Source organism: Mesorhizobium sp. M7A.F.Ca.MR.176.00.0.0 (assembly GCF_004023165.1).
Lineage (GTDB): Bacteria > Pseudomonadota > Alphaproteobacteria > Rhizobiales > Rhizobiaceae > Mesorhizobium.
On record NZ_RZTC01000025.1, the window covers coordinates 8675 to 35245 of the forward strand.

Genomic DNA, 26571 nt, shown 5'->3' on the forward strand with positions numbered 1-26571 from the left:
GCCTTCTCGTCGGAGGCCTGGATGTACTTGCCGCCGGTGTTGTCGGCGAGGCAGGCGATCTGCCGGCCCTCATCGGCGGTCAGGCCGAAACCGACGACATCGGCGGTGAAGTCGACGCCGGATGCCTCGAGCTCCTTGCCAAGCGCGCAAGGGTCGCCCCCGCATGTTTCGAGCCCGTCGGTGATGAGCACGACGGTCGCCTTGTCCTCGGTGTATTTCAACGCCTCGGCCGCCTGCTTGACGGCAGCGGTCAGCGGCGTCTTGCCGAGGAATTTCAGGCTGTCGGCAGCGGCCGAAATGGCGCTGCCCGAACCTGCCTGCGGCGGCACGATCAGCTGGATATCGTCGCAGCTGCCCTTCTCGCGATGGCCATAGGCCATGAAGCCGATCTCATCGTCGCCGGGGACCGATTGAAGCACGGTTCGAAGCGACTCTCGGGCGATTTCGAGCTTGGGCTTGCCGTCGATCTGCGCCCACATCGAGCCGGACGCATCGAGAATGATGATGACCTTGTTTGCGGCGAAGCCGAAGGTCGTCATCGACAAAAGGAGGATCGCCGCAGCGACGCCCCGTGCAAGTCCCGCCATCGAAATCTCCTAAATCCGCCCCTGATCCGGGCGGCAAGCTATTTGACGCGGCGCCGGGACACAAGTCCGGGCAGCCAGGTGCGTCGGGCCCAAACCCAGCTTAACAAAAGTCGTGACGACAGCCAGTTCGGGGTGTCGGCAGTGCCGATGGCTTTCCATGATAGGAATTTTTTCTTGACTGGATGCACTCAGCTATGGTACATTTTTGCCTATGGTGCTGATTTGCGCCGGTGACCCGCCGCTCAGGCGGGTTTTTCGTTTGATGCACCCGTCAGCCAACGCGGCGGCGAAGGCTCCGAAAGAACCCGTTACCCGAATTCGCTACCCTGGCCCGATGCGCCGGGCCGAATGCCGAACTTTTCAGCGGAAGCGGAATTCAGTAGGTCGTGCGGCGCTCTTCCGAGGGCGGCCTGCCGAATTGCAGCCGGTAGCTCTGGGCGAAGTAGGAATGCGAGGTGAAGCCGGTCGCTATCGCCACATCGAGGATCGGCATGTTGGTCTGGCGCAGCAGTTCGCGCGCCCGCTCCAGCCGCAACCGCATATAGTAACGGCCGGGGGTGACGCTGAGGTGGCGCAGGAACAGGCGCTCGACCTGGCGCACCGAAAGGCCGGCGGATTTGGCCAGCTGTACCGCCGACAGCGGCTCGTCGAGGTGGTCGGCCATCAGTTCGACGATGCGCCTGAGCTTCTCCGACTTGCCGGTCAGGTCGCGTTCCGGTCCGACGCGCTGGCGGTCGCCGGCCGAGCGGATGCGTTCGTGCTGGAACTGGTTGGCGACGCCATTGGCGAGGTTCGAGCCGAAATCGCCGCGCACGATCTCCAGCATCAGGTCGATCGAAGTGGTGCCGCCGGCGCAGGTGTAGCGCTTGCGGTCGATCTCGAAGACATTGCCGGTGCAGTTGATGTCGGGGAAGCGTTCGACGAAGCCGGCGCGATTTTCCCAATGGATGGTGCAGCGATAGCCTTCAAGCTGGCCGGCCTCGGCCAGCAGGTAGGAGCCGACCGACAGGGCACCCAGCGCATTGCCGCGCCGACCCCAGCTGCGCAGTGCCGCCAGCACCTTGCTCTTGCCGGGAAATTCCGTCGTCAGCCCGACCGAGACGAAAAGGATATCGACCGGCGGCAGGTCGGCAACGGCGTAGTCGATCTTGAGCGGCAGGCCATTGGAAGCCATCACCGGATCGCCATCGGCCGACACCGTCGTCCAACCGTAGAAGTCGCGGCCAAGCAACCGGTTCGCCGACCGGAACGTATCGATCGCGGCAGCCAGCGAGAACATGGAGAACTTGTCTACCAGCAGGAATGCGAACTGCCGCCCGCCTTGAACGGGGTCCGTGATGACCGGCCGTTCTGAGGGAACACTGGGGTTCGGCAAAGCTGCGGCTTTCTGGCGGGTCAGAAGGACGGCCGTTTCAATCCGGCCGCTAGGTAGGCCGAGGCTAACGTATTGGCCATCAGCATGGCAATGGTCATCGGCCCGACACCGCCGGGAACCGGCGTGATGGCGCCGGCGGCCTTAGCCGCTTCGGCATAGGCGACATCGCCGACGAGGCGGGACTTGCCCTCGCCCTTTTCCGGCGCCGGAATGCGGTTGATGCCGACATCGATGACGGTGGCGCCGGGCTTCACCCAATCACCCCTGATCATCTCCGGCCTGCCGACGGCCGCGACAAGGATATCGGCGGTGCGGGCCAAGGCGGGCAGATCCCTGGTGCGGCTGTGGGCGATGGTGACGGTGCAGTTGGCGGCAAGCAGCAGGTTGGCCATCGGCTTGCCGACGATGTTGGAGCGGCCGACGACGACGGCGTTGAGGCCGGACAGGTCCTTGCCGCGCACCCGCTCGATCAGAAGCATAGAGCCGGCCGGCGTGCAAGGCACGAAGGCTGTCTCGAGTTCACCGGTGCCGAGCTTGCCGACATTGATGAAATGGAAGCCGTCGACATCCTTTTCCGGCGCGATGGTCTGGATGATCTTGCCGGCGTCGATATGGGCCGGCAGCGGAAGCTGCACGAGGATGCCGTTGATGGCCGGATCGGCGTTGAGATCGCCGATGATTTTCAGCAACGCCGGTTCCGAGGTTTCGGCCGGCAGCGTGTGCTGGACGGAATGAAAGCCGCATTCCTTGGCGGTGCGCGACTTGGACGCGACATAGACCTGGCTGGCCGGATCCTCGCCGACGATAACCACGGCAAGACCCGGCTTGGCCTTGCCCTTGGCGACAAGCTCAGCCGTCAGGGTCTTGACCGACCCCACAACGTCGCCGGCAACGCTCTTGCCATCAATCACTTCGGCCATGGACTACCCTCAACACCAGAATGCCCAAGCGCGTCGCTTGCGGAAGCGACGCGCTTTTCGATCTTTCACAGCGTGGCATTTTCACGAAAATTCCAACATGCAATCCCGCCAAAGCGCCGTCCCATGCCGTTTACGCGAAACCGGCATGTTTTTGTACGGCACAGCGCAGATTTTTGTGGCTCAGAAGTAGCGACGCCGCACGCGGCTCTCGGTCAGTTCGCGAACCGCTTCGCGGAATTCGCGCAGGCTGGCGCGGATTTCCTCGATTGGCGCTTGCTGCTCGGCATCCTCCGCGGCCCGCGACGGCTCCGCCGGTCGCTGATGAGGCTGAGGCGCCTGCTGTTGCGGGAGGGGCGGCTGTGGATAGGACTCGGAAGCAGGCTGAGCCGGATCGGGCTGCTGCCCCGCATTGGCGGCCGGCATCGATTGCGGATAGGGATAGGCCGGCGGCTGTGCGTAGCCCAAAGGCTGCGCGTAGGGATAGAGCTGCGGCCCGGAATATGGCCGCTGCTGCACCATGGGAGGCGGCAGTGGCGGCTGCGCCGTCTGCTGCGGATGGCCGCCGGGCTGGAAAAGCGGCGCCGGGTATGCTGTCGCGGCCGCCTGCCGAGGCTCGAAGGCCGGTGCCGACTGGGGATAAGCGCGGTATTGCGGATCCTGCATTGACCCCCCGTTTTCGGCAGAAGCCCATTCAGCGGTATCGAACGGCTCCTCCCTGGACGGCCTGCGGGAGACGGACTTGTGCAGCCTCGACAGCAAGGCGCCGATCCGGCCGGGACCTTCGGCCGGCGAGACCTCGGCTTGCTGGACAGGTGGTGGCGCGGCCGGCGGTGGTGATGCAGGCGGGGGTGTCGATGGCTGCGGCGCAGGTGGTTGTGGCGGCGCCGGCGGCGGCGCTGCCCGATATGCCTTGTCTTCGTAAGGCGTCCGGCGTTCGTCCGTGCCATGGTCGCGACGCGAGCGCGAATTGGCGGTGTCGCGCAGGCTCTCATAGGCGCCACGCATGGCTCCGAGGCCAATGCCGGAGGCGAAACCCAGCAACAGGCTGGCAAGCGCGACCACGACCCGCGACGGCCCGTTCGGCTCGAGCGGCGCGAAGGCCTTCGAGATCACATTGATGTTGGCTGTGTTGATGTCCTTCTGCTCGCCGGTCTCCTTGGCGCGCAGGAGATACTGTTCGTAGACGGAACGCTTGGCGGTGGCCTCGCGCTCCAGTTCGCGCATCGACACGAGGTCGCTGTTGACGTCGCCGCTGCGGACCTTCAGCTGCGCCAGGCGAGAGGCAAGATCCTGTTCGAGCTGGACCGCGCGCTTGAGGTCGACCTGCAGCGACGAGCCGATGCGGCGCAGCTCCGAGGCGATGCGGTCGCGTGCGCCGGCAAGCTGGGCATTGAGCGCCTGGAGTTCGGGATGACGCGGGCCGAACCGAATGGCGGCGCGGTCAGCCTCCTGCTTGAGCGATGCATATTGCGAACGCAGATCGCTCATCGAGTTGGAGTTGATCTCCTCCGGCAAGGTGCCGGTCAGAACCGAATTGACGTCGACCGAACGCGCCGAGGCCGCCCGGGCATTCAGCTCCAGCGTGCGGGCGCGGGCAACCGACAGCTGCTCGTTGAGTTTCAGCATTTCGTCATCGCTGATGAGGTGGCCCTGCGCGTCGACAAGGTCGTGCGTGGCCCTGAAATCCTCGACCTTGCGCTCGGCCGCCTCGACCCCCTTGCGCAACTCGTCAAGCCTGGCCGTCAGTTCGTCGGTGGCGCGGCCTGCGGTGTCCGACTGTATCTGGCCGAAGGTCTGCAGGAAGACATCCGTCATCGTGTTGGCGATGAGGGCCGATTTCTCGCCATTCTGCGTGGTGGCGCTGACGGTGATGACGAAGGTCTTGCCGCCGCGCTCGACCGAAAGGCTCTCGGCCAGATTGCCGACAGCAAGCGCGCGGCGGCGGCTGTCGTCGACACCCCCCGGCCCGTCATTGCGCGACAGGACGGAGCGGATGAGCGACATGATGCTAAGGCCGCCGCCGCCTTGCCCATTGAATTCGGGGTCGTTGACCAGATTGAGCTTGTCGACGACCTTGTTGAGAACGGTGCCTGAGGTCAGCACCCGAACCTGGTTCTCGACGATGGCCAGCGTGGCATCGGAAGCGACGACCGACTGGGTGAGGTCGCGATCGGTTAGCTTCAGATCGCGCGGGTCGACGATCAGTTCGGTGGTGGCTTCATATTTCTTCGGCGTCGACAGCGCGATGGTGACGCCGAGCGCAGCGCCCAGTAGTGTCGTCGTCACGATCAGCAGCTTCGACTTGCCGACACCGCGCACAACCTGCATCGGGTCGATCAGCGGCTTCCACTGCTGGCTGTCCATGCCGTCGTTTCGGGATACCGACGCATCGCCTGCAGCGTAAGGCTCCGATGCATGATCGGCGCGCCGGGCGCCGGCGGTTTCGGCGGCACCAATTTGTGTCCGTGGCGTCGTTTGCGCGCGATATGATGACGAAGCTTGCTCATGATCCCCGTCGGTGGCGACCGGATCCGACAGTTTCGGGTTGCGCGCCCCGCGCTGCGAACGGGCGAGGCGATGACGGGTGGCGGCATCCTCGCGCCATGACGGGTCTGCCCGGTCGCCTATCGAGACCAGGGACGCGTCGGGTTCATCGCCGCGCACAGCCTGGCCAAGCGCCAGCAATGAGCGCTCGCGCTTCCAGTCCTCGCGGTTTTCCCTGTCGACCATCGTCTGGAACTTTACCTTTGGCGACCTGCAAACGGCGCTTGGCCATTCGTTAAGCCACGCTAAACAGGCATGGAAAACAAAAGGTTAATTTTCCCGCACCGAAGCGTCGGTTTCTCGCTTCGGTTGCATCTATTTTCGACACAGGCTCAGCCTCCAGAACGGCACGTTAAGTTTTCCCGCCTAGGCTCTCCTTGAGACATGACGCAGGCCAGTGACATACCGCAAAGGCGGCCCCTCGCCCGGATCGGCAGCTTTTTGGCCGAACGACGGGGGCTGCTTCGCGACTATTTCTCGGCGATCAGCGGCGCCGGCGGGCGACTGGTGTTTTCGCTGGCCTATTTCATCGCGCTGGCCAACACGCTGTCCATTTCCGAATTCGGCATGTTCGCCACCGCTTCGGCGGCCGGTGTCATGCTGTCGCGCATCCTCGCCTTCGGGTTCATCTCGGCGCTCTACCGCACCGCCACCATCCGCCCCAATCTGATCGGCACCTTCTCCGCCGGCTTCCTGCTGCTCGGCGTGCTGTCGCTGCCGCTGCTGGCCGCGGCCTCGTTCGGCGTCTATCTGCTTTTCTTCGCCGACACCGTGCCGCTGTCGGTGTTTGCGGCAATCGTCTTTGCCGAAGCGCTGCTGTGGCGGCCGGTCGAGGTGGCGCTGATCGTCAACAACGGGCTGGGCAAGTTCGGCCGCGCCGCGCTGCTAGCTATCCTGGCGACCGCGTTGCGGGCGCTCGGCGCGGTGCTGTTCATGTTCTCAGCACAACACAGTGTCTGGATATGGTCTTGGTTCTATATCGGCGCCAATGCCGCCTCGCTGCTGATTGCCTTCGGCTTCTTCTACCCCCGCCAGCGGTTGCGGCTGCGCATCGAGCTCTATCTCAGGCGATTGGCCGATTCTGTCTACGTGGCCGGCGCCGAAGTGCTGTTCTACCTGCAGATGGAGTTCGACAAGCTGCTGGTGCTGGCGATCGGCGGCCCGCATCTGGCTGGCATCTACGCCATCATTATGCGGCTGGTAGACCTGACCGCCATTCCGATCCGCACCTTCTCGATGATGCTGGTGCAGCGCATGATGCGCGCACCGGAACTGTTGTCACGGCTGGCGGTCAAGAGCGGCATCGAAGGCGGTGTGTTCGCGGTCTCCACGGCAGCGCTGCTGACGCTTGGCATCGTGCTGCATTTCTTCCCCAATGCGCTCGGCAAGAATGTCGCCGAGGCCGCGCCGCTGGTGGTGCTGGCGATCTGCGTGCCTGGCTTGCGCAATCTGGTCGAATATCAGGCCGAGCTTTTGTTCGCGCGCGGCCAGACGCTGGTGCGGGCGCTCAATCTCGGTCTGCTCGCCGCACTGAAGGCGCTGCTTTTGACCTATGTGCTGACGACCATCCTCGACACGCCGAACCTGGTGCTGTCGCTCAATGTCGTCTTCCTGCTTTTGTATCTCGCCTCGACGCTGCTCACCTATTCGGCGATGCGTAAACCGGCAAAGCCCATCTAATCCAGCCCGATCAAACGGCGGATGCGGCCGATATCGGTGCCGATGAAGGATTGCATGCCGATCGCCACCTGCTCCGGCGCCATGGCGGCAACGAAGCGGCGGAACTCGTCGTCCGACAGCGCCTCGCCGGTCCAGTGCACCCGGCAGAACTCCTCCGAACCGTGGAAGTGGCCGGCACCCTGTAGCAAATCGTCGACATAGCGGCCGTAGATCATGCATTCGGAGAATTTGCGCGCCGAGCCGACGACCTCGACCCAGTTGCGACCATGGACCTTCTCGATCTCGCCGCACATGGCCAGCACGGTGTCGCGCCGCCAGGCGATCAGCGTCGAGATGTAGTCGTGGACCGATGTCCGGGACGGATCGATGCCGAGTGCCGACCCCGCGTTGCGCGACCAGATGCGATGCTCCTCATGACCTTCGTCCGCCAGCACGCCGTCGCGGCGGAACAGCCGCGCCTTGCCGTCGCGCCAGAAGGCGGCGCAGTCGAAAGGTTTGAGGAAGGCAACATCGGAATCGCAGAAGATCAGCACATCTTGAGATGCATGCGCCGAGATGGCGATGCGACGCAATTGCTGCACGTGCCAGCCACGCAGCGGCTGGGTCTTCAGGCTGAGCCAGACGCGCCGGCGAAACAGGCTGAGCGGATCGTCAAATGCGTGCAGCCAGCGCGGCAGCAATTCACGCTCGTCGACGACCGTGCGGCGGCCGGCTTCCAATTGGCGAAACAGCCTGACGTCGCGATGTTCGACCAAGATGTAATGGTGCGCCGCGCCCGAAACGTGGCGATCAAGTGTCTCGCACAGCAGGCGGCAGCGCTCGAAGTCGGGCGCGTAGCTTGCCGTCACGATGGCCGCCGTCGGTGTCTGCCGCAGCGGGCCTGGCTCGACAGCGGTGCCTGGCACGAACCTGCTGTTCACTTGACATCCTCCGCGGCTTCGGGCGCAAGCGAGAATTTCTGCCTGACGACGCGCAGCAGGAACAGTGGGTTGCCGACCACATAACGGCGCCACAGGCGGCTCGGTTCGACAGCCAACCGGAACAGCCATTCGAGCCGCAGCCGGCGCATCCACAAGGGCGCGCGGGGCACCGCGCCGCTCAGGAAATCAAGCAACGCGCCGACGGCGATCGGCAGCGTGCAGTGGCGCGCATCGATGTGGCGTTCGATCCACAATTCCTGGCGCGGCACGCCCATGGCGACGAGCAGCACGTCGGGCCGAAGCGCGGCGATCCGGTCGACGATTTCCTGCTCCTGCGAAGCAGGGAAATAGCCGTCATGGATCACCACGAATTTGTGCTGCACCGCCAAGGCGGCCAGCTTGACCGAAGCCGCTTCGGCATTGACACGCGTCGCGCCGAGCAGCCCAACGGTCAGCGGCGTCGTCGAGGCCTGCAGGAAGGCCGGGACGAAATCGGTGCCGTTGAGATTGTCGGGAAACGGCGCCCCGTAGAGGAGCCTCGCCGCCAGATCGATACCGATGCCGTCGGGCAGGATGAGGAAATCATCGAGTGCCCCGGCGAACACCGGGTCGGTATAGGCGATGTTGGCGTTGTGGGCGTTGAGGAAACTGACCTTAGTGAAGCGCCGCTCGGCAATCAACCGGTTCAGCAGGGCGATGGCATCGTTCCAGCGGACCGCAACCACCGGGATGCCAAGGATCGTCTTCAGCTTGTCGAGCCCGAACGCGGCGCGGGCGGAATGCATGTTCATGCAAACGCCTCCTGCCTGGCAGGCTCAAGCTTTTCGAGGCCGAGCCGGATGGCAGCGTCAAGCGCCTTGACCTGCGAGCCCCGGAACGCGCTGCCGTCGACGTCGCGGATGTCGGCGGCCGCAGCCTCGAGAGCCTTGGCGAAGACGACGGGATCGTCGGTGACGACGCAGTTGGCCGGACGGTGGTCGATGCCGCGCAGCGAACGGCTGGTGGCGACCGAAGGCAGGCCGAGTTCGAAGGTTTCGATGGTCTTCAACTGGACGCCGCTGCCCGCGGTGCTGATCAACGGGATGACGGCTGCACTGCGCACGAAAGCCTGCGCGTCGGGCACGCGGCCGACAAATTCAACACCGGGATGCTTGGACGCGACGCCCGAAGGCATGTGGCCGGCGATGCGGATGCGGAAATCGGGCCGCAGATGCGGCACGACCTTGCCCAGGAACCAGTCGAGGCCGATGCGGTTCGGCTGCCAGGTCCAGGTGCCGATCAGGGCGGCGTCGCAGTCGATGCGGCGCGGGCCTTTCAGGGTTGGCGCCAGGGCACCGGTCACCAGCGGCAGCACCGCCGAGCGGTTGTCGGAGGCGACACCTAGTGCGGCGCGGTCTTCCTCGGCCAGGGTGAAGACGAAGCGCGCCCGGCGGCAGAGACGCTCTTCGACGGCCTTGAGCAGCCTTGCCTCGCGGCGAAACAGCAGGCGCTGGAAGAGGCTGCCGGCGGCAGCGGCGTTCTCCCGCGCCGAAAGATGCTCGACATTGTGGGCAACGAAGATCGAAGGCCGCTCGGTGAACAGCTTTTCGAAGGCGCCGGCGAACTGCACGGAATTCAGCACGTAGCCGTCAACCGGTCCAGCTTGCTCGATGGCAGCGAGAACATCGCTGTCGGACACGGCGCGCAGCTTGACCGAGGCGAAGGTGAGGCCCGAAAGCAGCGCCTTGCCGACCCAGGCCAGCTTCTGCCGCGCGGAGGCATTGTCCGTGCGCACGTCGATGGCACCCAGCACCACGGTGTTTTCGGGGTCGGCCGCGGGTTTCCCCGGCCAGGTGAAGCCGATGACGGTTACGCGCGCGCCAGCGCGCCGCAAGGCGGCGATGATCGCAGCGTTGGCGATCTCATAGCCAGAGGCGAGAGCGCCGTCGGGCACGATCGATGTGGCGAACAGCAGATGCATCTTACATATCCAGTGGTGTAGCCGGTAGCAAGGCGCGGTGAACCCTTGATTAAGCCAGCACATTCGACGGCCGAAAGCCTCTGCTTGCAGGCGTTCTCCGTGCAAGGTGATTAACGAAACCTTATCAACCGTGGTGCTACCAGAGCCCAACTCACCATGTGGCTGGACACGGATGATCCCTTTGCCATCGGACGGTTCGGTATCGGTCGCGGGACGCACGCCGCGGCTTGATGTCGAGGCCGTCGAAGCCGTCGTCACCTTGCCGACCTTCAAGCGTCCCGAGCAGGTGCTGGAAACGCTGGCGTCGCTGCGCGCGCAGCAAACCGGCAGGCGCTTTGCCGTCATCGTGGTGGAGAACGAAGCCGAGGCGCAGGCCGGCGCCAAGGCAGCGCTGCCGCTGTTCGAGCGCGGCGAGATGCCAGGCCTGGTCATCATCGCGCATGAGCGCGGCAATTGCAGCGCCTACAATGCCGGCTGGCAGACGGCCATCCTGCAATTCCCGAACTTCAGGCATCTGCTGGTCATCGACGATGACGAGATCGCCGATCCGCAGTGGCTGGAACGGATGTGCCGGGCTGCCGAAACGCTGGGCGCCGATATTGTCGGCGGCCCGCAGGTGCCCGTGTTTGCCGACCCCGCCCATGCGCGATGGGCCGAGCATCCGGTGTTCGCGCCGCCCTACCGGGAGACAGGGCGGGTGCCGGCGCTCTATTCGTCCGGCAATCTTCTGGTCGGGCGCAACGTGCTGATCGCCATGGGTCCACCCTTTCTCGATCTCAGATTCAACTTCATGGGCGGCGGCGATTCCGACTTTCTCAGCCGGTCGGCGCAAAAGGGCTTTGTGCTGGGCTGGTGCGCCGAGGCCAAGGTGCATGAAACCGTCCCGGCCCGGCGTATCGAAGCCGACTGGATCCGGGCCCGCAGCCTGCGCAACGGTGTCATCTCGACACTGGTCGAAAAGAAGAAGCGCGCCGGCACACCGCTGGCCGGCGCCAAGGTGTTGCTGAAGAGCCTGGCACTGCTTGCCGCCTCGCCGTTTCGCGGCCTGATCCGGCTGGCGTGGACCGGATCGCCTGATATCGCCATCTACCCTGTCCATGTGGCGCTGGGCCGCGTGCTGGCCGAATTCGGATATGCCAATGAGCAATATCGCCAGCCTGAGAAAAACTGAGCGCGCGCCGCTCAGCGCCGCGTTCACGCGCGAAGGCGTGGCCACCGCCATTGCCGCGCTGCTGTTCACCGTCATCATGGTGTCCTTCCGGCCGTTCCAGCCGGGCGGCGCCGAACTCACCGGTCAAGGCGGCGACATCGTCAACCAGCTTGGCTTCGGTTCGCTCGGCGCCTTGTCGATCTTCTCGCTGATGGCCTTTGCCGATCCGCGTGTGGTGCGCTCGCTGCTCAGCCCGTCCTGGATGCTGATGCTGGGCTTCTTTTTCCTCTCGGTGATCCTGTCGACCGATCCGCCTTCGGCCATGCGCGCCGCCTCCTTCACCCTGATCGGCATCCTGACAATGGCGACGATCCTGGTGCTGCCGCGCGACGCCGAAGCCTTCTCGAAGGTGATCATCTTCACCGCCGTCGTGGTCATGGGCCTTTCCTATCTCGGCCTCATCGTTTTTCCGCACGAGGCGATGCACACCGCCGACTCGCAGGAGCCCGAGCATGCCGGCCTGTGGCGCGGCGTGTTCACCCACAAGAACATCGCCGGGCCGATCATGGCCTGCCTCAGCTTCGCAGGCCTCTATCTCTACCGGCGCGGACAGCGCTATTGGGGCGCCGGGATCTTCTTGGCAGCGATGATCTTCATGCTGCACACCGGCTCCAAGACGACAGCCGGCCTGGTGCCGTTCTCGATCCTGATCGTCATGTTCCCGAGCCTGATCGGCATGCGGCTCGGCACGCCGATCCTGTTTGCGCTGGCGATCGTCGCGACAGCGGTCGGCACGCTGGGCATCGTATTCCTGCCGCCGATAAAACATCTCGCGGCGATCTATTTCCCGGACATGACCTATACGGGCCGCACGACGCTGTGGGAGTTCGCCGGCAGCATGCTCGCGAAGAAGCCATGGACCGGTTACGGCTATGAGAGCTTCTGGGGCACGCCCTTGCTGCTCAACCAGGACCAGCCCTTCGACCGGCCGTGGGACATCCGGACCATCGTGCACGGCCATGACGGCTACCTCGACATCGCCGTGCTGATGGGCATTCCGGCACTCTGCGTGGCGGTCTACACTTTCCTCATCGCGCCGCTGCGCGACTACATGCGCATTCCGTTGCGCAGGGAAAACATTTTTCTCGGTGACTTCTTCATGATGGTGGTGCTGTTCACGGCGCTGAACGCTTTTCTCGAAAGCTTCTTCTTCCATCGCGGCGACCCGGTCTGGCTGTTCTTCGTGCTCGGCGTGCTTGGCCTCCGGCAAGTCTCGCTGCGGCCGATGGCAGTGCGCGATCCCGATCGCGGCTCGCGATCCTGACAGGGCTTCCCCAGGGAAGCGCCAGCGTCTATGTGAAGGCCTTCCTTCGGAGGGCTTTTGATGACGATCAGGCTTGTTCTCGCCGGCTGCGGCAATATGGGTTACGCCATGCTCTCAGGCTGGCTGAAATCCGGTAAGCTTGCGCCATCGGCGGTTTTCGTGGTCGAGCCCAATGCCAATCTGCGCAATCGCGCGACCACGCTGGGCTGCGCGACATCAGCCGATGCCGGCAGCATCCCGGCCGATGCCGTGCCCGATCTCGTCGTCATCGCGGTGAAGCCGCAGGTGATCCGCGATGTCACCTCCGCCTACAAGCGTTTCGGCGATGGCCGCACCACCTTCGTCAGCATCGCCGCCGGCACGCCGGCCAGCACCTTCGAGGAAATCCTCGGCAACCGCGCGCCGATCGTGCGCTGCATGCCCAACACACCCGCGGCAATCGGCAAGGGCATGATGGTGGTGTTCTCCAACAAGCTCGTGTCGGATGACACCAAGCGTTTCGTCGCCGATCTTTTGTCGGCGAGCGGCGAAGTGGCCACCATCGACGATGAGGGCCTGATGGATGCGGTGACCGCCGTCTCCGGATCTGGGCCGGCCTACATCTTCCATTTCATCGAAGCGCTGACCGTGGCCGCCGAGAAGGCCGGGCTGCCAACGGCGACCGCCAAGCTGCTCGCCATGCAGACCGTCTATGGCGCCGCCTCGCTCGCCGCCGAAAGCGGCGAGGAACCGGGCGTGCTGCGCCAGCAGGTCACCAGCCCCAACGGCACGACGGCCGCGGCGCTGGCCGTGCTGATGGGCGAGCACCGGCTGACCAATCTGCTGACGCAGGCGGTGGAGGCAGCGCGGCTCAGGTCTGTCGAACTGGGGAAGTAATCGTCAACTCCTCCGCTGCCGAAGTTTTGATGGGTCGGACGTGCTTGCGTTGATGGCTTGGCGGAAATGCACATCGCTTCGTCATCCTGGGGCGAAGCAAGGAGCGCAGCGACGCGGCGCAGACCCCAGGATCCATGCCGCGACTTCAAAGCGCTGCTGCGGTGCAGAATTCTGCTCCGCTGCATTCCTCGACCAAGATCACGGCATGGATCCTCGGGTCTCCGCGACGTCGCTTCGCTCCTGCTCCGCCCGTGGATGACGAAGTTGGGAAGGCTCCGGTCAATCCCGAATGTCTACGATCATCCATCGAAACGAACGACGAAATCCGAGCTGCCAGCAGGCCTTCCAACGTGACAACCCCTGTGCACCTGTCAGGCGTCATTCTGGCCGCCACCCCACATGGCATCGATCTCATTCTTGCTCACGACCCGGCCAGCCTTGCCCGCTTTGGACCTCAAATCATGGCGATTGCAGCCAGCCGTTCCGCCAGAGGCATACGGGCGTTTTCCCGCTTCAGTTCACTTTCAAGCGCTTCGATAACCGCTCTGGTCATGGAAACCTTGCGCTTGGCGGCAAGCTGGCGAGCCAGTTCGCGGGCAAGCGGATTCCTGATTCGAAGGTTCATGTGACCGACCTTGGCGACATTTGCCCCACAATCTATCATTTGTCGCAGCAGCGCCAGCGTGGTCCTTTCAGGCCCCGTACAGCATCTCATCCTGCAGCCGGCGCAAGGCGAACAGCCTCGTTGTCTGGTCGGGCGACGCATTATCCGCCGTCAGCAACTCACCTTTCCTGACCGGTTTCAGCACCTTGCCGCCCTCGAGCAGGCCGACCGGCACGGCGCGCCGGGCGCGGGCTTCGCCGACGGTCATCGTCCAGGAGCGGTAGCAGGTCTCGCCGATCGCATCGAAGGTCTCGCCGGCGGCGAGATCCCGCTTGGCGACCGCACAGACTTCGGCAACAGGTCGCGGCAGCGGCACCATGTCGGGCTTGCCGAAAAGCATGATGCGGGCGGCGGTCAGTGGCACTTCCAGCGAGGTCAGATGGTAGGGCCGGAACAGGCTGTAGTAAGGGCCGTGGCCGATATGCAGATCGTCCATGCGCTCGATGATGCGCGGATGCGTCGCCTCGACGATGACGAAGACGCCGGGCGCGACGCCTTTGCCAATCGTGTAGTCGACGACGCCTTTCTTCAACAGCAGACCGCCATCCTCGCGCGGGATCAGCACCTTGGCGAGGTCATCGCGGTCGGCCTTGGGGCCGTGCATACCGGGCACGTCGGGCACCAGCCCGGTGGCGTTGGCGATGGCGCACATCTCGACCATGGTCTTGGAACCGTCGACGAACTCGACCAGCATGCGCGGGTTCATGTTGCGGCGGATGGCTTCGGCGCGATAGTCGTCCGGTACGGCATCGTGGTTGAGCGGGTTGTTCTTGCCCTTGCCGGCCGAGACGATGGTCAGCCCGAGCGCCGACGCGAACTCGATCAGTTCCATGCAGCTCGACGGCTCGTCGCCCGCACCGACCGAATAGACGACGCCAAGCCGGTCGGCCTGCTGCTTGAGGTAGCAGCCGATGGTGACGTCGGCCTCGACGTTCATCATCACCAGATGCTTGCCGTGCTCCATCGCCATGAGGTCGAAGTCGGCGGCGACACCCGGCTTGCCGGTGGCGTCGATGACGACGTCGATCAGCGGATTGGTGACCAGCATCTCGTTCGAAGTGACGGCGATCTTGCCGCTCTCGATAGCGCCGGTGACTTTCGACGCGGTGTCGGCTTCGACCGCCATGGCTTCGTCGCCATAGGCGATACGGATGGCATCGCGCGCGGTGTGCGGGCGGCGCGTCGAGACGGCGCAGATCGAAATGCCTGGCATCAGCATGCCTTGGGTGACCAGATCGGTGCCCATTTCGCCCGAGCCGATGACGCCAATGCGCACCGGGCGGCCCTCGGCGGCACGCCTGGCGAGATCGCGGGCAAGGCCGGTCAGGGCGACGTTGGTCATGCAGGAATGTCCACAGCTTCGTGATTTGAGGTCGGATAGCAGGGAACGGGTTCTATTTGCCAACGAAACCCGGTCGCGACCGGCAATTTCCCGCGAAATCGTCTCGGAAGGACGTCCGCCGAGGCTCGATTGGCCGAAGCGCAACCAATTGACAATGCAGCGGACAACCCCAATAAAACATTCGTTTGTCAACAAAGGCAAATGTTCACCGACGCGACAGTCGGAAAGCATTCGCCTCTGGGGCAAATTGGGGAGTGTCTTTGCGCCAGAGCGTCAAAGGCTGGATGGAGCATCATTGCGAGGCGTCGAGCGAAGGCTCGCGGCTCCAGGGGAGGAAAAATGGATACTGTTCTCGCGGGCCTAAAAGGGGCCATCGATACGCTTGGCCCGACGGTCCTGCTGCCAATTGTCATTTTCATCATCGCCGTGGTTCTGGGAGCCAAGGTCAGCAAGGCTTTTCGCGCCGCCGTCACCATCGGCGTCGCCTTCATCGGCATCAATCTGGTGCTTGGCCTCATGCTCACGTCGATTGGCGACGTCGCCAAGGCCATCGTCACCAACACCGGCATTCATCGCGACATCATCGATGTCGGCTGGCCCTCCGCGGCCGCGATCGCCTTCGGCTCATCGGTCGGCCTTTGGGTCATTCCAGTCGGCATCCTCGTCAACATCGTGCTGTTGCTGACACGGATGACGCGCACGCTCAATGTCGACGTCTGGAATTTCTGGCACTTCGCCTTTGTCGGCTCGCTGGTGGTCGCCGCAACCGACAATCTGGCCTATGGCATCGCGGTCGCAGCACTTGTCGCAGCACTCTCGCTGCTGTTCGCCGACTGGTCGGCGCGCGCGGTACAGCAGTTCTATGGCGTGCCCGGCATTTCCGTGCCGCATCTCGCCTCGGCACAGATCCTGCCGATCGCCATTGTGCTCAACTGGATCATGGACCGCATTCCCGGGATCAACCGCATCAACATCAACACGGACACCATCGAGCGCAGGTTCGGCGTGTTCGGCGAACCTGTCGTGATGGGCCTCATCATCGGCCTCGTGCTTGGTGCGATCGCCTTCTACAATGCGGGTGATCTCAGCGTGGTGCTGGCCAAGGTCCTGGGCACCGGCATGACGCTGGCCGCGGTGATGCTGCTGCTGCCGCGCATGGTCAAGATCCTGATGGAGGGGCTGATCCCCGTCTCCGACGCCGCACAGGCGTTCGTGCGCAAACGCACCGGTGACCGAGAGCTTCTCGTTGGTCTCGATTCGGCGATCCTGATCGGCCATCCGGCCGCGATCTCGTCGTCGCTGATCCTGGTGCCGATCGCGATCATCCTGTCGGTGATCCTGCCGGGCAACCGCGTGATCCTGTTCGCCGATCTTGCGGTCATCCCCTTCATCGTCGCCATGACCGCGCCGCTGGTCAAAGGCAACGTGTTCCGCATGGTGGTGATCGGCACGGTGACGCTGGCCATCGGCTTCTACGTCGCCAACGCGCTGGCGCCGCTGTTCACCAGCGCAGCAGTCTCGTCGGGCTTCAAGCTGCCGGCGGACGCGCTGCAGATCACCTCGGTGGTCGACGGCTTCCTGTGGGTGCCTTACGTGGTCATCGAGGCGATCCAGGGGATGGGGCTTGTCGGCATCATCGTGATCGCGGTGGTCATCGCGGCATTGTTTGTCCTCTACCGGCGCAATCCGCTCGGCTGGGAGCGGGCCGCGGGCGCCGAGGACGAGCCGGCCGAAGAGACGGCCTGAACCTGATAGCGTCCACCCTTAAACCGATCGTGCGCCCTTCCCGGGGCGCACGATTTCATAGACGGAGCAAAGAATGTCCGACGGACTCATGCAGCTTCTGGACCCTGACGCGATCGTGCTCGGATCCGATGCCTCGACCAATGAGGAGATCATCCGCATCCTGGCGGGCCGGCTGGAGAGACTTGGCTATGTCAAAAGCAGCTATGCCGACGCGGTCGTGCGCCGCGAATTGACCATCCCGACCGGACTGCCGCTGGAACGCTCCGACAATGTCGCGGTGCCGCACACCGATCCGGAGCATGTGCTGAAGCCTGGCATCGCGATGGGCACATTGAAGCAACCAGTGACCTTCGCCAACATGGAGGATCCCGACGAGATGCTGCCGGTCGGCTTCGTCTTCCTGCTTGCCATCAACGACAAGGACAAGCAGATTGAGGCGCTGCAGGCCGTCATGGCCACCATCCAGAACCCGCAAGCCTTGGATGATTTGAGGTCGGCCAGAACCCTCGAAGACGTGCGAGCCGTACTCGGCTGAAACAAGGAGAAGCAGAGATGTCCAGACAGAAAACCATTCTCTTTGCCTGCGGCACGGGCATCGCCACCTCGACCGCGGTCAATGTCGCCGTCACCGAGGAAATGAAGAAACGCGGCCTCACCTTCAACGCCCAGCAGGCGAAGGCCACCGAAGTGCCCGGACTGGCCGACAATATCGACTTCATCGTCTCAACCACCCCGATCTCCGCTTCGGTCACCAAGCCGGTGATCAAGGGCCTCGCCTTCCTCACCGGCATCGGCAAGGACAAGGTGCTCGACGAGATCGAGGCGCAATTGCGCAAATGACGGCACCGACGCTACGCGCAGGCTGACGCGGCTTCACACCACCCTGACGTAGCTCGTCATTCCCGATTTCTGGTGCTCGATGATGTGGCAGTGCAGCAGCCAATCGCCGGGATTGTCGGCGACGAAGCCGAGCTGAACCTTCTCGTTGGGCTGGATGAGATAGGTGTCGGAAATCACAGGCTGAACCCGGCGCGTCGAGGATGACAGCACTTTGAAGCTCATACCGTGCAGATGCATCGGATGGGATTGCGGCGTCAGGTTCTCCATGTCGATGACGTAGCTTTGGCCAAGCTTCAATTCGGCCAGTGGCGCGGTCGGGTCCTTGGTGTCGCCTGGCCACGGCACTTTGTTGATGGCCCAGAAACTGTAGCCAAGCGAACCGCAGATGCCATCGCTCGGGACGTTCTCCGCCGTGGCGCTCAGTGCCAGGGAAATATGCCTGGCACTGGCGAGATCCACTTCCGCCACCGGATTGAGCTCCAGCGGAGCAACATCGCGAATGTCCCGTTTGAGGGATTTTCCTGTCGCGCGCAGGGTTGCCAGGATTTTTGGCTTGGTGCCCCTGACGTCCCTCAAGCTGACCATCGCGCCTTCATTGTCGGGCATGCGTATGGCCAGTTCCATGCGCTGGCCGGGTCCAAGCAGCAAGGCATCGGGCGAAAAACGCTCAGGCACCGGATTGGCGTCGAGCGCCATGACACTCGCCTCCGCACCGTCGACGCGAAAAGCGTAGATACGCGTCACGTCGGTGATGGCGACGCGCAGCCGCGCTAGTCCGCCGGCCGGCGCATCATATTGCGGCTGGTCGAGCCAATTGGCGGTGCGTACCGTGCCGTAAGTGCCGGTTCTCGCGGCATCGCGCGGCCGGAACTGGTCGATGAACTGACCGTCGTCGCCGAGGCGCCAGTCGCGCAAATTGAGGACGATTTCGGCATCGAATTTCGGATCGTTGGGGTTCTCGACCACGATCACGCTGGTCAGGCCATGGCCCATCTGCTCCAGCGTGTTGCAATGCGGGTGGTACCAGAAGGTGCCGGCATCGGGCGGCGTGAAGGCGTAGTCGAAATGATCGCCGGTGTAGACGTAGGGCTGGACCAGGAACGGCACGCCGTCCATCTTGTTTGGAACGCGAATACCGTGCCAGTGGATCGTCGTCGGATCGTCGATCGCGTTGATAAGGCGTGCAGCGAAGGGCTCGCCCTTTTTCATTCTGAGCACGGGCGGCATTCCGGTGTTGCCATAGGTCAGCACATCCCTGGTCTGGCCGATATCCATCAGCTTCGCCTGGATCTTTGCCGTCTGCAAAACGACCGGCTCAGTTGTGGCAGCTGCCAAGCCGCCAAGCCGACCCATGGCCGAGAGCCCGATCCCGCCCACGCCAGCAACCGCAGCCGTTTTCAAAAGTCCGCGGCGTGTGAGTAAGGTCATTCGGCGCTCCAACTGCAAAGGCGACTGCCCTGGGTTTATCGATGTGTTGGATTATCGGCCAGCCACCAGCGCAGATGCCGGTATTGGCACATCGTGTCCCGACGATGTCATGGCGACAAGATGACGTTCGCTTGCGCTGTTTTCGACAGGCTGGTGAGAACTCATCGAGATCAGACAGCCGAAGATGAGATTTGCCAGACGGCTATGCAAGCGAGCGCAAAGCCAGCCACCCCTTCAATCGTACGTGAGATGACATCGAACAGGCGCGGACGGCTGTCGAAAAAGTGCACCAGTCGCTCTTTGAACAGGATTGAAGCGATCGCCACACAAGACAAGGTCAGTGCCACACCAAGCATCATGGTGATCGCGAACAGAATACCGGCGCCCGGTACGCCTCTGGAAATCGCGAACGTCATGACAAAGAGGGTCAGCGGGCAGGGTATCAAACCGGCCATGACACCAACAGCCTCGCCCTCATGCTTGTGATGCCGGCCATGGTTCAATGCGCGCCATATCATCCAGACGCCGATCAGCCCGAGCAGGCCGCGACTGATGTTCTCGAGGAGTGGCGCGCGCCCAACACTACCCAACGCGATCGAGACAAGCGGCAGCGAAAGCACGGCGATCAGAACTGCGATTGCCACGTGAGTGAAGGACAGAGTAACCGACACCAAGAGGCCGCGCGAAACCTTCGCATCGGAGCCGGCAAGGTAGGTCGCCAAAATAGCTTTGCTGTGACCGGGCGTCAAAGCATGTGCGGCTCCAAACAAGACCCCCATTGGCAGGAAGGCCAGGAACGCCAGCCAATCGCCTCCAGCCGAGAGCAGTTTTATCTGGTCGGCGAACGCCAGATATATGGTGCGTTGAAACTCAACAAGCGTTTGGAACATCAGTCGAGGTTAGCCGACGCCGGTGGTTTTTTCGCGACCCTCAATGGTGGTGGCCGTGGTGTTCACCGTGATCATGCCCGTGAGGATGCGGATCGTCGTGTTGTTCATTTGCGGTGGCCAACCGAATGTTGGCAGCTGCAAGAGCCGGCATGTGCTCGAACAGTTCATCTTCCAAAGCGGCCGTTATCTTCCTGGCCTCGGAAACAGGCAAAGCTTCGTCGACCGAGATGGCAATGTCTGCGTGCAGCTTGTGGCCAATCCAACGAGCTTTCGCCTCGACAATCTGCGCGCCCGGCACATGCTCGGCGGCATGCCGGATTTCGCCCATGACGCCGGGTTCGACACCGTCAAGCATGCGAGTAAGCACCGAGCGTGCCGATTGCCAAACGATGCCGAAGATCGCAGCGGTGATGAGCAGGCCAATAATCGGGTCGGCCAAGGGAAAGCCGAGCCAAACGCCCAGCGCACCGATGACAACGGCAAGGCTGGTGAGACCGTCGGTGCGGGCGTGGTAGCCGTCTGCGACGAGCGCCGCGCTGTTGATCTCCCGACCGACCCGGATCCGGAACACGGCAACCACTTCATTGCCAAGAAACCCGACAATGCCGGCCGCCGTCAGCCAACCCAGATGGGTAACCAACTGGGGGTTTATCAGACGGTCGATGGCCTGATAGCCAGCGACGATGGCGCTAAACAAAATGATCAGGACAATGATGATCCCTGCCAGATCTTCGACGCGGCCCAAACCATAGGTAAAGGTCTGCGACGGCTTGCGGCGCGCCAGCATGAATGCGACCCACAATGGAATGGCGGTCGTGGCGTCTCCGATGTTGTGGATCGTGTCGGCCAGCAGCGCCACGCTGCCAGACAGCATCACAACAACAACCTGCAGCGCCGCTGTAACCGCCAGTATGACGAATGACCATTTGATGGCCCAGATGCCACGGTCAGTTGTGGCGATGGTCGCATCGATGACGCCGTGGGTATGACCATGCGGCCCTGTGCCATGACCGTGATCAGCGTGCGCGGCATGGCCGCTTGGTCCGAACCCAAACCAGTCAAGGATGCGTGCCCCCGTATGGTTCATAGATATTTCGCCAACTGCTTGAGTTCCGCCAGAGAGCTGCCGCTCGGTTCAGCGCTGTCGGTCAGGCAATGCTCGATGTGATCGTGGATCAGCTCGCGTTTCGCGCTGCTGATGGCGCTTTCGACCGCGTATAGTTGCTGCGCAAGATCAACGCAGGGGCGTTCCGCTTCGAACATGGCAATGACGGAAGCCAGGTGCCCTTGCGCGCGTTTCAGCCGCTTTAAAATGGCAGGGTGGGATGTGTGAATACCTTCGGACATACCGCCCGACTATCCCCCCTGGGAGGATAGAGTCAAGAGATCAACGACGACCGTCAGAGCGAAATGATGATAGCGTTCGCGCCGCTATTCAGCCGCCTCGGCATAATGTGCCGGCACGTAGTTGAGGATGGGGCCGAGCCAGCGCTCAACCTCTGCCAACGGCATCGCCTTCCGGCGCGCATAATCCTCGACCTGGTCGCGTTCGACCTTGGCGACGCCGAAATAGTAGCTTTCTGGATGCGCCAGATAGATGCCGGAGACCGACGAGCCCGGCCACATCGCATAGCTTTCGGTCAGGCTCACGCCTGCATTGCGCTCACCGTCGAGCAGCCGGAACAAAGTCGCCTTCTCGGTGTGATCCGGCTGCGCCGGATAGCCGGGCGCCGGACGGATGCCGCGATAGGGTTCGCCGATCAGCTCGTCCGGCGCCAGCGCTTCATCTGAAGCATAGCCCCAGAATTCCTTGCGCACCTTCTCATGCATCCGCTCGGCAAAGGCTTCGGCGAAGCGGTCTGCCAGCGCCTTGACCATGATCGACGAATAATCATCATTCGCTCGCTCGAACCGTTCGGCGATAGCCACCTCCTCGATGCCAGCGGTGACGATAAAGCCGCCGATGTAATCCGGCTTGCCGCACTCCGCTGGCGCGACGAAGTCCGCCAGTGCGACATTGGCCTTGCCGTCGCGCTTGGTCAGCTGCTGGCGCAAGGTAAAGAAGGTCGCCAGTTCCTGCGACCGCTTTTCGTCCGTGAACAGCCTGATGTCGTCGCCGACGGCATTGGCCGGCCAGAAACCGATGACGCCGCGCGGCGCGAACCATTTCTCGGCGATGATCCTCTTCAGCATCGCCTGCGCATCCTCGAACAGCTGGCGCGCGGCGGCGCCTTGCGCCTCGTCTTCGAGAATTTTGGGATAACGGCCCTTCAGTTCCCAGGTCTGGAAGAACGGCGTCCAATCGATGTAGCGCGCGAGTTCGGTGAGATCCCAGTTCTCGAATACCTTGACGCCGGTAAAGGACGGCTTCGGCGGCTCGTAGGCAGACCAGTCGATCCGGTGCGCATTAGCCCTCGCCTTGGCCAGCGGCAGCCGCTGCTTGTCGGATTCGGAGCGGGCATGCGCATCGGCGACCTTCTTGTATTCGGTGCGCACCGTGTCGACATAGCCGCCCTTGGTCTCGTTCGACAGCAAGGACGACACGACACCCACCGCCCGGCTGGCGTCGGTGACGTAGACCGTCTGGCCCTTGGTGTAGCGCGGGTGGATCTTCACCGCCGTGTGCACGCGGCTGGTCGTTGCGCCGCCGATCAGCAGCGGAATGTCGAAGCCTTCGCGCTCCATCTCGGCGGCCATATGCACCATTTCATCGAGGGATGGCGTGATCAGGCCGGACAGGCCGATGATGTCGACATTTTGGTCGCGCGCCGTCTGCAGGATTTTCGCTGCCGGCACCATGACGCCGAGATCGATGATCTCGTAATTGTTGCAGGCGAGCACGACGCCGACGATGTTCTTGCCGATGTCATGGACATCGCCCTTGACCGTCGCCATCAGGATCTTGCCCGCTGTCTGGCGTTCGCCATTGTCGATGCCGTTGGCGGCGTTGGCCAGCTTCTCGGCCTCCATATGCGGCAGCAGTCCGGCGACGGCCTGCTTCATCACCCGCGCCGATTTCACCACTTGCGGCAGGAACATCTTGCCCGCGCCGAACAGGTCGCCGACGACGTTCATGCCGGCCATCAGCGGGCCTTCGATGACATGCAGCGGCCGCTCGGCGGCAAGCCGCGCTTCCTCGGTGTCGGCGTCGATGAATTCGGTGATGCCGTTGACCAGTGCATGGCTGATCCGCTGTTCGACCGGCAGGTCGCGCCAGGCGAGATCGCGCTCCTTGGCTTCCTGGCCCGCCGTGCCTTTGAAGCGTTCGGCGATCTCCAGCATGCGTTCGGTGGCGGTGCCGCCGGCCCTGGGCATGCGGTTGAGCACGACATCCTCGCAGGCCTCGCGCAGTGCCGGCTCGATCGTATCGTAGACTGCGAGCTGGCCGGCATTGACGATGCCCATGTCCATGCCGCGCTGGATGGCATGGTAGAGGAACACGGCATGCATGGCCTCGCGCACCGGCTCGTTGCCGCGGAACGAGAAGGACAGGTTCGACACGCCGCCGGAAATGTGAACATGCGGCAGCGTCGCGGTGATCTCGCCGGCCGCCTCAATGAAGTCGACACCGTAATTGTCGTGCTCCTCGATGCCGGTGGCGATGGCGAAGACATTGGGATCGAAGACGATGTCCTCGGGCGGGAAGCCGGCCTGCTCGGTCAGGAGCTTGTAGGCGCGCGTGCAGATCTCGACCTTGCGCGCCTTGGTGTCGGCCTGGCCGTCCTCGTCGAAGGCCATGACGACCACCGCCGCGCCATAGGCGCGGACCAGCCTGGCATGATGCAGGAAGGCCTCTTCGCCCTCCTTCATCGAGATGGAGTTGACCAGCGGCTTGCCCTGCACGCATTTCAAGCCGGCTTCGATGATCTCCCATTTCGAACTGTCGACCATGACAGGAACGCGGGCGATGTCCGGCTCGGCTGCGATCAGATTGAGATATTCGACCATGGCCTTCTTCGAATCGATCAGACCCTCGTCCATGTTGATGTCGATGATCTGCGCGCCATTGGCGACCTGGTCGCGGGCGACGTCGAGTGCGGCGACATAGTCGCCCGCCGTGATCAGTTTTCGGAATTTGGCCGAGCCGGTGACATTGGTGCGCTCGCCGACATTGACGAAGGGGATCTCCTCGGTGAGCGTGAACGGCTCCAGCCCGGACAGGCGCATCTTCGGCGTGATGTCAGGAATGGCGCGCGGCGGATACTTCCGCACCGCCTCTGCGATGGCGCGGATGTGCTCCGGGGTCGAGCCGCAGCAGCCGCCGACGACATTGACCAGCCCTTCCCTGGCGAAATCCTCGATCTGCGCGGCCATGAATTCCGGGCTCTCGTCATACCTACCGAATTCGTTGGGCAGGCCGGCATTCGGATAGGCGCAGGTGAAGGTGTTGGCGACGCCTGATAGTTCGGCCAGATGCGCCCGCATCGCATTGGCGCCGAGCGCGCAATTGAGGCCGATGGTGAAAGGGTTGGCATGGCGCACCGAATGCCAGAAGGCGGTCGGCGTCTGGCCCGACAGCGTGCGGCCGGAGAGGTCCGTGATGGTGCCCGAAATCATCACCGGCAGGCGCACGCCCTTCTCGATGAAGATCTCTTCCGCTGCAAAGATCGCGGCCTTGGCGTTCAGCGTGTCGAAGATCGTCTCGATCAGGATGATGTCGGCGCCGCCGTCGATCAGGCCGCGCAACTGCTCACCATAGGCGAGGCGCAGATCGTCGAAGGTCGCGGCGCGGTAGCCGGGATTGTTGACGTCGGGCGACATCGACGCGGTGCGGTTGGTCGGCCCCAGCGCGCCGGCGACGAAACGGCGCTTGCCATCTTCCTGCTCGGCCCTCACCGCCGCGCGCCGCACCAGCCGCGCGCCATCGCGGTTCAGCGCGTAGACGGCATCCTCCATGCCGTAATCGGCCTGGGCGATCGAGGTCGAGGAGAAGGTGTTGGTTTCGAGGATGTCGGCGCCTGCGATGGCGTATTGATAATGGATCTCCTCGATCGCCTTCGGCTGCGTCAGGATCAAAAGATCGTTGTTGCCTTGCTGGTGGCAGGCGCAGCCGGCGAAGGCCTCGCCGCGAAACTGGTCCTCGTCAAAGCCGAGGCCCTGGATCTGCGTGCCCATAGCGCCGTCGAGGATGAGAATGCGCTCGCGTGCCGCCGCTGTCAGCGCGGCAAGCACTTCCGAGCCGTCCGGTTTTGCCGCGACGGGGCCGAACAATGCGTCCAGCGATGCAGAATTCTGCGGCATTTTTTATCCCTTTGGCGACAGGCCTTTCATGTCACATAAGGATATCTTTATGTCAATATACGGTAGATGCGCGCGATTGTCACCCACCTGTCTCGAAGGCAGGGTCTGTCGCGCCGGTTTTCCGACGGACCTACGCTCTGTCGAAGCTTGCCAGGAAGCGGGCGAAGACCGGGTTGAAACGATCCGGCGAATCCCAGAACGGCGCGTGGCCGGATTTGTCGAGCAGATGGGCCTTGCCTTCCCATAAATTGGAGAATTTCACAGCGGAGACGAAATCGGTGTTGACGAATGGCTCGTCGATGCCGTTCAGAACGGCGATCGGCGGCGTCTTGCCGGCCACGATCTCGCGCTGGTTCCGCCCGGTGCCGGCCGCGAACTTTTCGAACATCAGGCGCCGCGCCCTTCCATCGGTGCGCGCCACCGTGTCGATGAGAAACGGCTCGAACGGCTCGCCGCAGGTGCTGCGCGCATAGGCCTCGACATCCGCTTCAGTGAAGGTTTCCTGCCCGGCAAGGTGCATATGCGGGCTCGGCTTGAAGCCGTTGCCGACCTCCTCGGGCGAGACGGGCGGCGTGCCGGTGATCATCAGGCCAAGCAGGCCGGGAAAGCGGTCGATCATCTCAAGCCCGATATGGCCGCCGAGCGACCAGCCGAAGACGATGGCCTTGTCGATGCCGAGCAGCCCGAGCACTTCGGTCATGGCATCGGCATAGCCTTCCATGCTGTAGGAACGCTCCGGATCGATCGCATCGGCGGACGCTCCATGGCCGGGCAAGTCGGGAGCGATGAGGTGGTAGCGCTCGCCCAACGGGCTGTCCAACTGGTTGCGGAAAACGGCGCTGGAAGATGAATTGCCGTGGATCAGCATGACAGCGGCGCCTTCGCCACTGGTCTGGCGAACCGCGATCTTGCCGTGGCTGGTTTCAAGGGTCTTCTGCGAGATCGCCATTGTCCGCTCCGTCGGGGGAATTGCCCTGTTTTAATACAGTTGCGCGGCAAAGCGCCACGGCTTCCATACCTTTGCGGGAACCATCTTCCCGGCGAGGTTGCGTTGAAAAATCCTTTTCAAATAAGAACAATTATG

General features: G+C 63.3%; 21 protein-coding genes and 1 pseudogene. 7 read left to right on the forward strand and 15 right to left on the reverse strand.

Annotation, left to right across the window (positions count from 1 at the left end; all coding sequences use genetic code 11):
- The 4 genes from EOB59_RS36175 to EOB59_RS11025 form a co-directional block, all read right to left on the reverse strand.
- On the reverse strand, positions 1-587 hold a 587-nt coding region (locus EOB59_RS36175; RefSeq protein WP_245486597.1), incomplete at its 3' end, for a VWA domain-containing protein.
- Positions 588-963: 376 nt separating this feature from the next.
- The gene (locus tag EOB59_RS11015; protein ID WP_164748958.1) at positions 964-1962 is read right to left on the reverse strand and encodes a GlxA family transcriptional regulator; all 999 of its coding nucleotides are present in this window, start codon (positions 1960-1962) and stop codon (positions 964-966) included.
- Between the two features lie 20 nt (positions 1963-1982).
- Positions 1983-2882: a bifunctional methylenetetrahydrofolate dehydrogenase/methenyltetrahydrofolate cyclohydrolase FolD gene (gene folD, locus EOB59_RS11020; protein ID WP_128288359.1), complete on the reverse strand. Its 900-nt coding sequence runs from the start codon at positions 2880-2882 to the stop codon at positions 1983-1985.
- Between the two features lie 180 nt (positions 2883-3062).
- Positions 3063-5612: a GumC family protein gene (locus EOB59_RS11025; protein WP_128288360.1), complete on the reverse strand. Its 2550-nt coding sequence runs from the start codon at positions 5610-5612 to the stop codon at positions 3063-3065.
- Between the two features lie 198 nt (positions 5613-5810).
- Between EOB59_RS11025 and EOB59_RS11030 the strand changes: the two genes are divergently transcribed.
- Positions 5811-7106 (forward strand): lipopolysaccharide biosynthesis protein, encoded by a 1296-nt coding sequence (locus EOB59_RS11030; protein ID WP_128288361.1) that lies wholly within the window; start codon positions 5811-5813, stop codon positions 7104-7106.
- Here the strand turns inward: EOB59_RS11030 and EOB59_RS11035 are convergent.
- Genes EOB59_RS11035 through EOB59_RS11045 form a run of 3 tightly spaced genes read right to left on the reverse strand, consistent with a single transcriptional unit; the run spans position 7103 to position 9986 of the window.
- Entirely contained in the window at positions 7103-8026 is a 924-nt protein-coding gene (locus EOB59_RS11035) for a DUF6492 family protein (protein WP_128288362.1), read from the reverse strand. The genes EOB59_RS11030 and EOB59_RS11035 overlap by 4 nt on opposite strands.
- Positions 8023-8817, reverse strand: a complete 795-nt coding sequence (locus EOB59_RS11040) for a WecB/TagA/CpsF family glycosyltransferase (protein WP_127328764.1) — start codon at positions 8815-8817, stop codon at positions 8023-8025. The genes EOB59_RS11035 and EOB59_RS11040 overlap by 4 nt, the downstream gene beginning before the upstream one ends.
- Entirely contained in the window at positions 8814-9986 is a 1173-nt protein-coding gene (locus EOB59_RS11045; protein ID WP_128288363.1) for a glycosyltransferase family 4 protein, read from the reverse strand. Before EOB59_RS11045 ends, EOB59_RS11040 begins: the two co-directional genes overlap by 4 nt.
- Positions 9987-10158: 172 nt before the next feature.
- Here EOB59_RS11045 and EOB59_RS11050 point away from each other — a divergent pair, with 172 nt between their 5' ends.
- The 3 genes from EOB59_RS11050 to proC are packed head-to-tail and all read left to right on the forward strand — an operon-like array spanning position 10159 to position 13336.
- Positions 10159-11157 carry a glycosyltransferase gene (locus EOB59_RS11050; RefSeq protein WP_128288364.1) on the forward strand — a complete coding sequence of 333 codons (999 nt, stop codon included), beginning with the start codon at positions 10159-10161 and terminating at the stop codon, positions 11155-11157.
- Positions 11126-12460 (forward strand): O-antigen ligase, encoded by a 1335-nt coding sequence (locus tag EOB59_RS11055; protein WP_128288365.1) that lies wholly within the window; start codon positions 11126-11128, stop codon positions 12458-12460. Before EOB59_RS11050 ends, EOB59_RS11055 begins: the two co-directional genes overlap by 32 nt.
- Before the next feature lie 60 nt (positions 12461-12520).
- Positions 12521-13336: a pyrroline-5-carboxylate reductase gene (proC, locus tag EOB59_RS11060; RefSeq protein WP_128288366.1), complete on the forward strand. Its 816-nt coding sequence runs from the start codon at positions 12521-12523 to the stop codon at positions 13334-13336.
- A 454-nt stretch (positions 13337-13790) separates the two neighbouring features.
- On the opposite strand, the gene EOB59_RS11065 is transcribed toward proC, so the two are convergent.
- Both EOB59_RS11065 and EOB59_RS11070 read right to left on the reverse strand, forming a co-directional pair.
- Positions 13791-13961, reverse strand: a complete 171-nt coding sequence (locus EOB59_RS11065) for a type II toxin-antitoxin system VapB family antitoxin (protein ID WP_245486595.1) — start codon at positions 13959-13961, stop codon at positions 13791-13793.
- A gap of 67 nt (positions 13962-14028) precedes the next feature.
- Positions 14029-15342, reverse strand: a complete 1314-nt coding sequence (locus EOB59_RS11070) for an NAD(P)H-dependent oxidoreductase (RefSeq protein WP_127807893.1) — start codon at positions 15340-15342, stop codon at positions 14029-14031.
- A gap of 339 nt (positions 15343-15681) precedes the next feature.
- Between EOB59_RS11070 and EOB59_RS11075 the strand changes: the two genes are divergently transcribed.
- The 3 genes from EOB59_RS11075 (at position 15682) to EOB59_RS11085 (ending at position 17928) form a co-directional block, all read left to right on the forward strand.
- Positions 15682-17088, forward strand: a complete 1407-nt coding sequence (locus tag EOB59_RS11075) for a PTS transporter subunit IIC (protein ID WP_128288367.1) — start codon at positions 15682-15684, stop codon at positions 17086-17088.
- A gap of 73 nt (positions 17089-17161) precedes the next feature.
- Entirely contained in the window at positions 17162-17623 is a 462-nt protein-coding gene (locus tag EOB59_RS11080; protein ID WP_127267974.1) for a PTS sugar transporter subunit IIA, read from the forward strand.
- A 17-nt stretch (positions 17624-17640) separates the two neighbouring features.
- Entirely contained in the window at positions 17641-17928 is a 288-nt protein-coding gene (locus tag EOB59_RS11085) for a PTS sugar transporter subunit IIB (RefSeq protein WP_127807895.1), read from the forward strand.
- A gap of 33 nt (positions 17929-17961) precedes the next feature.
- Here EOB59_RS11085 and EOB59_RS11090 read toward each other — a convergent pair whose 3' ends face one another.
- The 6 genes and pseudogenes from EOB59_RS11090 to EOB59_RS11115 all read right to left on the reverse strand — a co-directional run bounded on the left by EOB59_RS11090 (position 17962) and on the right by EOB59_RS11115 (position 26436).
- Positions 17962-19356: a multicopper oxidase family protein gene (locus EOB59_RS11090; RefSeq protein ID WP_128288368.1), complete on the reverse strand. Its 1395-nt coding sequence runs from the start codon at positions 19354-19356 to the stop codon at positions 17962-17964.
- Between the two features lie 170 nt (positions 19357-19526).
- The gene (locus tag EOB59_RS11095) at positions 19527-20246 is read right to left on the reverse strand and encodes a sulfite exporter TauE/SafE family protein (protein ID WP_128288369.1); all 720 of its coding nucleotides are present in this window, start codon (positions 20244-20246) and stop codon (positions 19527-19529) included.
- A gap of 109 nt (positions 20247-20355) precedes the next feature.
- Positions 20356-21333 (reverse strand): annotated as a pseudogene (locus EOB59_RS11100) (cation diffusion facilitator family transporter); the annotation flags it as partial.
- Positions 21330-21593, reverse strand: coding sequence for a metal-sensing transcriptional repressor (locus EOB59_RS11105; RefSeq protein ID WP_127397356.1), 264 nt, complete (start codon positions 21591-21593; stop codon positions 21330-21332). The pseudogene EOB59_RS11100 and the gene EOB59_RS11105, both read right to left, overlap by 4 nt.
- 84 nt (positions 21594-21677) lie before the next feature.
- Entirely contained in the window at positions 21678-25487 is a 3810-nt protein-coding gene (metH, locus tag EOB59_RS11110; RefSeq protein WP_128288370.1) for a methionine synthase, read from the reverse strand.
- A gap of 130 nt (positions 25488-25617) precedes the next feature.
- Entirely contained in the window at positions 25618-26436 is an 819-nt protein-coding gene (locus tag EOB59_RS11115; RefSeq protein WP_128288371.1) for an alpha/beta hydrolase, read from the reverse strand.
- Positions 26437-26571: the final 135 nt, after the last annotated feature.

Coding starts and splice junctions, on each gene's coding strand:
- folD (WP_128288359.1), bottom strand. CDS start 2,882: ATGGCCGAAGTGATTGATGGCAAGAGCGTTGCCGGCGACGTTGTGGGG.
- EOB59_RS11025 (WP_128288360.1), bottom strand. CDS start 5,612: ATGGTCGACAGGGAAAACCGCGAGGACTGGAAGCGCGAGCGCTCATTG.
- EOB59_RS11030 (WP_128288361.1), top strand. CDS start 5,811: ATGACGCAGGCCAGTGACATACCGCAAAGGCGGCCCCTCGCCCGGATC.
- EOB59_RS11040 (WP_127328764.1), bottom strand. CDS start 8,817: ATGAACATGCATTCCGCCCGCGCCGCGTTCGGGCTCGACAAGCTGAAG.
- EOB59_RS11045 (WP_128288363.1), bottom strand. CDS start 9,986: ATGCATCTGCTGTTCGCCACATCGATCGTGCCCGACGGCGCTCTCGCC.
- EOB59_RS11050 (WP_128288364.1), top strand. CDS start 10,159: ATGATCCCTTTGCCATCGGACGGTTCGGTATCGGTCGCGGGACGCACG.
- EOB59_RS11055 (WP_128288365.1), top strand. CDS start 11,126: ATGAGCAATATCGCCAGCCTGAGAAAAACTGAGCGCGCGCCGCTCAGC.
- proC (WP_128288366.1), top strand. CDS start 12,521: ATGACGATCAGGCTTGTTCTCGCCGGCTGCGGCAATATGGGTTACGCC.
- EOB59_RS11065 (WP_245486595.1), bottom strand. CDS start 13,961: ATGAACCTTCGAATCAGGAATCCGCTTGCCCGCGAACTGGCTCGCCAG.
- EOB59_RS11070 (WP_127807893.1), bottom strand. CDS start 15,342: ATGACCAACGTCGCCCTGACCGGCCTTGCCCGCGATCTCGCCAGGCGT.
- EOB59_RS11075 (WP_128288367.1), top strand. CDS start 15,682: ATGGATACTGTTCTCGCGGGCCTAAAAGGGGCCATCGATACGCTTGGC.
- EOB59_RS11080 (WP_127267974.1), top strand. CDS start 17,162: ATGTCCGACGGACTCATGCAGCTTCTGGACCCTGACGCGATCGTGCTC.
- EOB59_RS11085 (WP_127807895.1), top strand. CDS start 17,641: ATGTCCAGACAGAAAACCATTCTCTTTGCCTGCGGCACGGGCATCGCC.
- EOB59_RS11090 (WP_128288368.1), bottom strand. CDS start 19,356: ATGACCTTACTCACACGCCGCGGACTTTTGAAAACGGCTGCGGTTGCT.
- EOB59_RS11095 (WP_128288369.1), bottom strand. CDS start 20,246: ATGTTCCAAACGCTTGTTGAGTTTCAACGCACCATATATCTGGCGTTC.
- EOB59_RS11105 (WP_127397356.1), bottom strand. CDS start 21,593: ATGTCCGAAGGTATTCACACATCCCACCCTGCCATTTTAAAGCGGCTG.
- metH (WP_128288370.1), bottom strand. CDS start 25,487: ATGCCGCAGAATTCTGCATCGCTGGACGCATTGTTCGGCCCCGTCGCG.
- EOB59_RS11115 (WP_128288371.1), bottom strand. CDS start 26,436: ATGGCGATCTCGCAGAAGACCCTTGAAACCAGCCACGGCAAGATCGCG.